Below are 7,375 nucleotides of genomic sequence, written 5' to 3'. Positions count from 1 at the left end.
GTCACAATCCATTCTCTTCGCCAGCGGCTTAACAACTTTGGGTGTATGCCTAGCTTGCCAGCTAGTGCGGACTGTGTCTGCGTGGTGGATAGCGAGGCCTGCACGGCCTCGCGTTTGAAATCATCGCTGAAGTAGCGCTTGGCTTTGTATTTCATGACACCTTCTCTCCAAATGAAGGTGTCTACTTTTTCCGGGGCATTCCAGCGCCGCGGTGGAGGGGGAGTAGATTCACTGAAACGTTAAGGGCCGCGCTCAGGTTTCTGGTGCGGTCCTTTAAAAACAAGCAATTGCCGAGATCATTTGAGGAGCTGTCAACTGTCCACTATCAACTGTCAATTGCTTTGATCATCTCCGCCAGATCCACGGCATCAAAATGCTCCTGGTGACGACAGAAGTCACAGGTCAGAGTCACCTCGCCGTCTTCGTCCAGTAATTGCTGCAGCTCCTGATTGCCCAGGGAAATCAGTGCATTGCGGTTACGATCCCGGGAGCAGGTGCAGCCGAATTGCAGTGGCTGGGCGTCCGGTAGCTGGGGCGGGGTGTCATGGAACAGCCGGTGGAGGATAGTTTGGTCATCCAGATTCAGCAGTTCTTCCATTTGCAGGGTGCTGGCCAGTGCATCCAGGTGTTCCCACATCTGGTTGTTGCCGTCGGTGGTGGCAAGCTGGTTGGGCAGGCGTTGCAATAACAGGCCCGCGGCGCGGTTGTTGCCGCTGGCGAGCCACAGGCGGGTCGGTAGCTGTTCGGACTGCTGGAAATAGCCTTGCAGGCATGCCGCCAGGGTGTCGCCGCTGAGCGGGACGATGCCCTGGTACTGGCGGCCCTGATCCGGGGTGATGGTAATCACCATGGTGCCTTCGCCGATCAGTGTCTGAATGTCGCCATGACTCCAGTCCTGGCCGTCACTGTGGCGGGCCAGTGCGCGCAGCTCGCCGTCGTGGCTGCATTCGGCCAATAGCAGCGATACCGGGCCCTTGCCCTGGGCCTGCAGGGCCAGCCGGCCCTTGAATTTGAGGGTGCTGGCCAGCAGGGCCACGGCGGCCACGGCCTCGCCGATCAGCCCCTGTACGGCCAGCGGGTAGTTGTGGCCTTCAAGGATACGGCTGACGCTGCTTTCTACCTGTACCAGCTCGCCACGAATGTCGGAGTCGGGGAAAAGGAAGCGCTGCTTGTGGTCTTGCATGATGATGTCCTGAGGTTGGTCGCGGTGACGTCACCGTGAAAATCGTTATTCGAGATTGTCTCGCTTGAAGCGTTGGATATCCCGGCGTTCCTTTTTACTGGGTTTGTGGTCCGGGGCGGCGGTGGCGGCCCGGGCCAGTTTTCGCTGTTCGCTGTTCATCTCCCGTTTGGCCACGCTTTGCGGGGTTTCTTCATAGAGCGTCTGGGCCACCTTGGCCGGGCCGCGCTTGCTACTCAGATCGCGGACGATGACCTCGAAATGTTCGGTACCCTTGGTAATGGTCACCGTCTGGCCGGGTTGCACCGCCTTGCTGGGCTTGGTGCGGTTGCCATCGATGTGGATCTTGCCGCCTTCCACGGCGGTTTTGGCCAGGGTGCGGGTCTTGAAGAACCGGGCGGCCCAGAGCCAGGAATCTATGCGTACGCTTTCCATCGGTTTCCCCACACCTGGCCGTCAGGGCAGCACGGCCAGGAAATCATCAATGGCCGGGAACGGGTCCGTATCAAGCCGTTTGGGCAGGCTGGAATCCGGGTGCAGAATACTCACCGGCTGGCCGATGCCGTATTGCCGGGCGCTGTGCAGCACTGGCAAGGAGTCGTCCACCAGCAGGGCTCGGCCCGGTTCGAAGGGCAGGTGTCGCTGCAGGTGCTGCCAGAACGCCTGGGCCTCCTTGGGGTGGCCGTAGTCGTGGCTGGATACCAGTTCGTCAAAATACTGGTCAATGCCGGTGCGCTCTATCTTTAAATGCAGCGCATCGCGGTGGGCATTGGTCACCATGATCACTTGCTTGTCCGAGTCTTGCAGATGTTGCAGAAAGGCTTCGGCTCCCGGCCGCACGGAGATGCGGTCGCCGGCGGCTCTTTTCAAGCCGGCAATTTCCAGACCCAGCTCGGCGGTCCAGAAATCCAGGCAGTACCAGTTCAGGGTGCCTTGGTGGCTGGTGATCCAGTCGTGGATGATGCGGTTGGCCTCGGCCTGCTCCAGACCCAGTTGCCGGGCGTAGCAGTCGGGCACGTGTTGTTGCCAGAACCAGTTGTCAAAGTGCAGGTCCAGCAGGGTGCCGTCCATATCCAGCAGCACAGTGTCGACGGATTGCCAGTCAATCATGAATTTCCTGCGTGTTCGGGTTAGTCTTGCCTGCAATAGCGGGCTCAGAGGTAATTATGGATGAGAAACCGGAGATTCTCGACACCCGGCTGATAGCAAAGAGCCGCCTGTTCGGGATCGAAGAACTTCACCTGCGCTTTTCCAACGGCGTGGAGCGCACCTACGAGCGCCTGCGTACGCCGCCGATTGCGGCGGTGATGATGGTGCCGTTGCTGGATGACGACACCGTGGTGATGATTCGGGAATATGGCGCGGGGACAGAGAGTTATGAGTTGACCCTGCCCAAGGGAGCTTACGAACACGGTGAAGACTGGCGCGACGCGGCCAACCGGGAGTTGAAGGAAGAGGCGGGTTACGGCGCTCGCCGTCTCACGCTAATGAAGGACATGACCCTGTCGCCGGGTTATATGGGCCACCGCATCAAGGTGGTGCTGGCTGAAGATCTCTACGAAGAATCCCTGCCCGGCGATGAACCGGAAGAGCTGGAAGTGCTCACCTGGAAACTGTCAGAGCTGGATCGTTTGATAGAACGGGACGATGTGACCGAGGCGCGGGTGATCGCAGCGTTATTAATGACCAAGCGGTTGCTGGAGCAACGTCGATAATTGAGCTGTAGGAGCGCCGCTCCTGCAGGTGCCAAAATCTGAATCACAGGAAAAAGAAATGACCGACTTAAATGCCCTGCTGGACCCGCTTGCCGAGATTGCCCGTGAAGCGGGGCGAGCGATTCTTGACGTCTATGAGCGTGATGATCTGGGGGTAGAAACCAAGGATGACAAGTCGCCCATTACCGAGGCGGATATGGCGGCGCACAAGATCATTGAAGCCCGCCTGCAGGCGCTGACACCGGAGATTCCGGTGTTTTCCGAAGAGTCCGGCGGCATTGCCTATGCGGATCGCAAGGACTGGCCGCGTTTCTGGCTGGTGGACCCGCTGGATGGCACCAAGGAATTCATCAAGCGTAATGGCGAGTTCACCGTGAACATCGCCCTGGTGGAAGGCGATACCCCGGTACTGGGCGTGGTGCATGTGCCGGTAACGGCGGTGACCTATCTGGGTGGTCAGGGTGTGGGTGCCTTTAAAGAGCACAACGGTGACCGCGGGGCGATTCAATGCCGTGCCCGCACCACCCCGGTGGTGATGGTGGCCAGCCGTAGTCATGGTGGCGAGGCGGTGGAAAAGCTGGAAGCCTTTATCCGGGAAGAAATTGGTGAAGTGGAGCGCGCTTCCATGGGCTCCTCCCTGAAACTGTGCCTGGTGGCGGAAGGCAGCGCGGACATCTACCCGCGTCTGGCTCCCACCAGCGAATGGGATACCGCCGCCGCCCATGCGGTGGTAGCCGCCGCTGGTGGCGTAGTGGTGAACACCGCCTTCGAGCCGCTGCAGTACAACAAGGAAGATATTCTCAACCCGCACTTCCTGGTGTTGGGGCAGAGTATTGAAGAGTGGCGTTTTATCGCCGCGGCGATTGGGTGAATGTCGGACGTCAGACGTCAGACGCAAAAAACCAAGGAGTTTCCATGAGCGCAATGCGTGAACTGCGGTTTGTCAGCGAGGGGCAGTCCTGCCGGGGAGATCTTTACCTGCCGGAAGGCGAGGGGCCTTTCCTGACGGTGGTTATGGGGCACGGCTTTGGGCTCACCAAGGAATGCGGGTTGGCGCCGTTTCGCGACGCCTTTGTGCAAGCCGGTTATGCGGTATTCCTGTTCGATTATCGCCACTTTGGCGAAAGTGAGGGGATGCCGCGGCAGGTGCTGTTACCCAACCGGGAAGTGGCGGACTGGCAGGCAGCACTGGCCTGTGTGCGCAAGCTGGATGAAGTGGATAACCAACGCATCGTGCTGTGGGGCACTTCCTTCGGTGGCGGCCTGGTCACAGCGGTGGCCGCTCGTGAATCGGTGGCCGGCATTATTGCCCAGTGCCCGATGATGGATGGCATGGCATCGGTGCTGGAGGTAATTCGTTATGCCGGCATTGGGCAGGCGCTGAAAATGACGGGCATTGGTCTGTGGGATGTGGGCAGCAGTGCGTTGGGGCTGGGGCCGAAAATGCTGCCTTCAGCCGGTCGGCCTGGTGAGCTTGCTGCCATGTCCAGCCATGACGCCTATGACGGCTATACCGCGCTGATGCCGGACAATGTGCCCAATGAAGTGGCGGGGCGGATCGCGTTGGCGTTGCCGCTATTCCGGCCGGTGGCTCAGGCCAGCAGGGTCACCTGCCCGGCGCTGATCCTGATTTGCGAAACCGATACGGTGGCGCCGGCCAGCGCCGCAGAAAAAGCGGCCGCGGCCATGGCAAGGCCCAGCGTGAAGCGCTACCCGGTGGGCCATTTTGATGTCTATCAGGGTGAGGCCCGGGAGATCAGTCTGGCGGATCAACTGGCGTTTTTGCGGGACCTGGAAGGCTAAACGCTCAAGGTACTTAAAAAGGCAGAAGGGCTGCCAAATCCAGCGATAGCTGGTTGGAGACCATCACCGCGCTGGTCGCCACCAGGCTCAGGTTGATGGCGGGCAGCACCAGGCCAATGGCCAGCAGGTTAACGGCGCTGGGTTGCCGAATGCGACCGCTCCACAGCACCAGGCTAATCAGGGCTGCGCAGGAAAGAGGAATCCAGAGCCAGGGGTGTGCTGCTGCGGTATGCCACAGGTTTTCAAGGTTTAACATGCCAGTACCCGTTTCATTATAGTCATTGGCGGGACCGTATTGGCGGTGCCCGGGGTGGCCTCCCCCGAGGCCAGAAGCGAGTATGCACACCCGGTTATGTAACCAGTGTGTTAAAGGTCACAAAAAAATAATGGCACTTTGACATTGGTTCTGATGTACCAGATTTCTATGAAAATCAATGAGTAATGTCCATATGCAGATAAATGAACCTGGGCGAGTGACAGGGCGGCAAGGCCGCAAAGGGGTGGTCTGCTGGTTGGGGCGGGTGGCGCTGTTGCTGAGCCTGGTTGCAACAGTAAGGGCGGATGATTTCAATTACTCCGCCGAGCAGTTTGCCTTGATTGCCGGCTATGAGTCCTGTGTTCGCCAGTTGGCTGCCAACCTGGGCAGTGATCAGCGCGATGCGCTAACGGACAAGTTGTTGCGCAGTAAAGGCATCAGCTACCAGCCGCGCCGAGTGGAGAACGACCGACGGCTGTGGGCCTACCCGGAGTATGCTACCCAGCGTCGGACCCAGAGTTACATGATTCAAGCCTTCAAACAGGACTGCCTGGAGCAGAACGCTGGCCGTTACTGATCAAGGTGGCCTTGTTTGGCGGAGCGGCTAACGCCAGTGTTTATGCCGGTTGCGCCTCGCTTTCGTCCGTAGCGGCAGTTTTTCCGGGCTCCAGAGCCAATTAACGGCCCGTTTTGGCCTTTTCTCATCCCCTCCAGTACGGCTATTCTGTCATCCATTGAACCGTGCCATTGAGCAATGTCAATGTTTGCACTGCGAGGATCTGGCAGCCTGAATGGCTGGAGGTAAAGAATATGTCCAATAAACACGTTGATGTACTGATTGTTGGCGCCGGCCTTTCCGGTATTGGTGCCGCTTGCCATTTGACCCGCAAGGCGCCGAATCGCACTTACGCGATTCTCGAACGCCGTGAACGTATCGGCGGGACCTGGGATCTTTTCAAATACCCGGGCATTCGTTCTGATTCCGACATGTTCACCCTGGGCTACAGCTTTCGCCCCTGGACCGAGCCCAAGGTGCTGGCCGATGGCAACTCTATTCGCCAGTACGTGGAAGACACGGCGGAAGAGTACGGCGTCAAAAAACATATCCGTTTTGGCCGCAAGGTAATCAAGGCGAACTGGTCCAGTGCTGACAATCATTGGGCGGTGGAAACCACCAACGAAAAAACCGGCGAACAGGAAACCTATACCGCTAACTTCCTGTTCTCCTGTAGTGGTTACTATAACTACGACGAAGGCTACAAGCCGGATTTCCCGGGTGAGAAAGACTTCAAAGGCCAGGTGGTGCATCCGCAGCACTGGCCGGAAAATCTGGATTACAAAGGCAAGAAAGTGGTGGTGATTGGTTCCGGCGCTACCGCTGTGACGCTGGTGCCGGCTATGGCCAAAGAGGGCGCCCAGGTCACCATGCTGCAGCGTTCGCCGACCTATATTGCTACGGTGCCGGAAGTGGACCCGATCTCGGTGGGCATGCGTCGTTTCCTGCCGGAGATGATGGTTTACCGGTTGGCGAGGGCGCGGAACATCGGCCTTCAGCGTCTGATCTTCAAATTGTCCAAGCAGCGTCCCAAGCTGGTTCGTCGTGCCCTGTTGGCTGCCGCCAAGCGTCAGCTGGGTGATGATGTAGATATGACCCATTTCCGCCCCAGCTACAATCCGTGGGATGAGCGTTTGTGCGCGGTGCCCAATGGTGACTTGTTCAAGACCTTGCGCCGGGGTGAGGCCGAAGTGGTGACCGATCACATCGAGCGGTTTACCGAAACCGGTATTCTGCTTAAATCCGGCAAGGAGCTGGAAGCCGATATCATTATCACGGCCACGGGGCTGAATATTCAGATGCTCGGTGGGGTAGAAGGCACCATCGATGGCAAGCCAGTGGAACCGCGTGAGTCGCTGGTCTACAAAGGCATGATGTTGCGCGATGTGCCTAACATGGCGCTGGTGTTCGGTTACACCAACTCATCCTGGACCCTGAAAGCGGACCTGGTGTGTGAGTATGTCTGCCGTCTGCTCAATCATATGGAAAAGACCGGTGCCCAGACGGTGATCCCGCGTGACAAGGAGAACTGCATCACCGACGAAAACTTCCTTGGTATGCAGTCCGGTTACATCCAGCGCGCCAATGACCGTTTGCCGCGCCAGGGCTCCAAGCAGCCGTGGATGGTAGTGCAGAACTACATGGTCGATTTGCCCAAGTTACGTTTCGGCGCCATCGATGACGGTATTCTGGAGTTTGATAATTACCAGCAGGGCAAAAAGAAAGGGCTGGTGGCGTCGATGATCGGCTCTGTGACTGGCTGAGCAGGCGACGCGCGATAGCGCGCTTGAATTGATGTTGAGCGTAAATGAAAAAGCCGCGTCCAGAATCTGGGCGCGGCTTTTTCATTTACAACCAGAACAAAC

General features: G+C 58.3%; 10 protein-coding genes. 5 read left to right on the top strand and 5 right to left on the bottom strand.

Annotation, left to right across the window (positions count from 1 at the left end):
- The 4 genes from A3730_RS33085 to yrfG form a co-directional block, all read right to left on the bottom strand.
- On the bottom strand, positions 1-155 hold a 155-nt coding region (locus A3730_RS33085), incomplete at its 3' end, for a transposase (protein ID WP_156501275.1).
- Between the two features lie 170 nt (positions 156-325).
- Positions 326-1,183 carry an Hsp33 family molecular chaperone HslO gene (gene hslO, locus A3730_RS20475; RefSeq protein WP_063538799.1) on the bottom strand — a complete coding sequence of 286 codons (858 nt, stop codon included), beginning with the start codon at positions 1,181-1,183 and terminating at the stop codon, positions 326-328.
- Positions 1,184-1,228: 45 nt separating this feature from the next.
- A complete protein-coding gene (locus A3730_RS20470) occupies positions 1,229-1,615 on the bottom strand; it encodes an RNA-binding S4 domain-containing protein (RefSeq protein WP_063521713.1) in 387 nt (128 codons plus the stop codon).
- Between the two features lie 21 nt (positions 1,616-1,636).
- Complete coding sequence (gene yrfG, locus A3730_RS20465) at positions 1,637-2,290, bottom strand: GMP/IMP nucleotidase (protein ID WP_063538797.1); 654 nt, start codon at positions 2,288-2,290, stop codon at positions 1,637-1,639.
- A 56-nt stretch (positions 2,291-2,346) separates the two neighbouring features.
- On the opposite strand from yrfG, the gene nudE reads away from it, so the two are divergent.
- Genes nudE through A3730_RS20450 form a run of 3 tightly spaced genes read left to right on the top strand, consistent with a single transcriptional unit; the run spans position 2,347 to position 4,698 of the window.
- Positions 2,347-2,895 carry an ADP compounds hydrolase NudE gene (nudE, locus tag A3730_RS20460; protein WP_063520581.1) on the top strand — a complete coding sequence of 183 codons (549 nt, stop codon included), beginning with the start codon at positions 2,347-2,349 and terminating at the stop codon, positions 2,893-2,895.
- Between the two features lie 58 nt (positions 2,896-2,953).
- The gene (gene cysQ, locus A3730_RS20455; protein WP_063520582.1) at positions 2,954-3,766 is read left to right on the top strand and encodes a 3'(2'),5'-bisphosphate nucleotidase CysQ; all 813 of its coding nucleotides are present in this window, start codon (positions 2,954-2,956) and stop codon (positions 3,764-3,766) included.
- Between the two features lie 44 nt (positions 3,767-3,810).
- A complete protein-coding gene (locus A3730_RS20450; RefSeq protein ID WP_063520583.1) occupies positions 3,811-4,698 on the top strand; it encodes an alpha/beta hydrolase in 888 nt (295 codons plus the stop codon).
- A 13-nt stretch (positions 4,699-4,711) separates the two neighbouring features.
- Here A3730_RS20450 and A3730_RS20445 read toward each other — a convergent pair whose 3' ends face one another.
- On the bottom strand, positions 4,712-4,954 hold the full coding sequence (locus tag A3730_RS20445; RefSeq protein ID WP_063520584.1) for a hypothetical protein: 243 nt from the start codon (positions 4,952-4,954) through the stop codon (positions 4,712-4,714).
- Positions 4,955-5,132: 178 nt separating this feature from the next.
- On the opposite strand from A3730_RS20445, the gene A3730_RS20440 reads away from it, so the two are divergent.
- Both A3730_RS20440 and A3730_RS20435 read left to right on the top strand, forming a co-directional pair.
- Positions 5,133-5,531 carry a hypothetical protein gene (locus tag A3730_RS20440; protein WP_156496714.1) on the top strand — a complete coding sequence of 133 codons (399 nt, stop codon included), beginning with the start codon at positions 5,133-5,135 and terminating at the stop codon, positions 5,529-5,531.
- Positions 5,532-5,764: 233 nt separating this feature from the next.
- Positions 5,765-7,273, top strand: coding sequence for an NAD(P)/FAD-dependent oxidoreductase (locus A3730_RS20435; protein ID WP_063538795.1), 1,509 nt, complete (start codon positions 5,765-5,767; stop codon positions 7,271-7,273).
- The last annotated feature ends 102 nt before the right edge of the window (positions 7,274-7,375 follow it).

It is taken from the genome of Alcanivorax sp. HI0044, from assembly GCF_001634945.1.
This window is presented reverse-complemented; position numbering and strand designations above follow the sequence as displayed.

Excerpts from the sequence above, each read along its gene's own strand:
- hslO (WP_063538799.1), bottom strand. The coding sequence starts at position 1,183 with ATGCAAGACCACAAGCAGCGCTTCCTTTTCCCCGACTCCGACATTCGT.
- A3730_RS20470 (WP_063521713.1), bottom strand. The coding sequence starts at position 1,615 with ATGGAAAGCGTACGCATAGATTCCTGGCTCTGGGCCGCCCGGTTCTTC.
- yrfG (WP_063538797.1), bottom strand. The coding sequence starts at position 2,290 with ATGATTGACTGGCAATCCGTCGACACTGTGCTGCTGGATATGGACGGC.
- nudE (WP_063520581.1), top strand. The coding sequence starts at position 2,347 with ATGGATGAGAAACCGGAGATTCTCGACACCCGGCTGATAGCAAAGAGC.
- cysQ (WP_063520582.1), top strand. The coding sequence starts at position 2,954 with ATGACCGACTTAAATGCCCTGCTGGACCCGCTTGCCGAGATTGCCCGT.
- A3730_RS20450 (WP_063520583.1), top strand. The coding sequence starts at position 3,811 with ATGAGCGCAATGCGTGAACTGCGGTTTGTCAGCGAGGGGCAGTCCTGC.
- A3730_RS20445 (WP_063520584.1), bottom strand. The coding sequence starts at position 4,954 with ATGTTAAACCTTGAAAACCTGTGGCATACCGCAGCAGCACACCCCTGG.
- A3730_RS20440 (WP_156496714.1), top strand. The coding sequence starts at position 5,133 with ATGAGTAATGTCCATATGCAGATAAATGAACCTGGGCGAGTGACAGGG.
- A3730_RS20435 (WP_063538795.1), top strand. The coding sequence starts at position 5,765 with ATGTCCAATAAACACGTTGATGTACTGATTGTTGGCGCCGGCCTTTCC.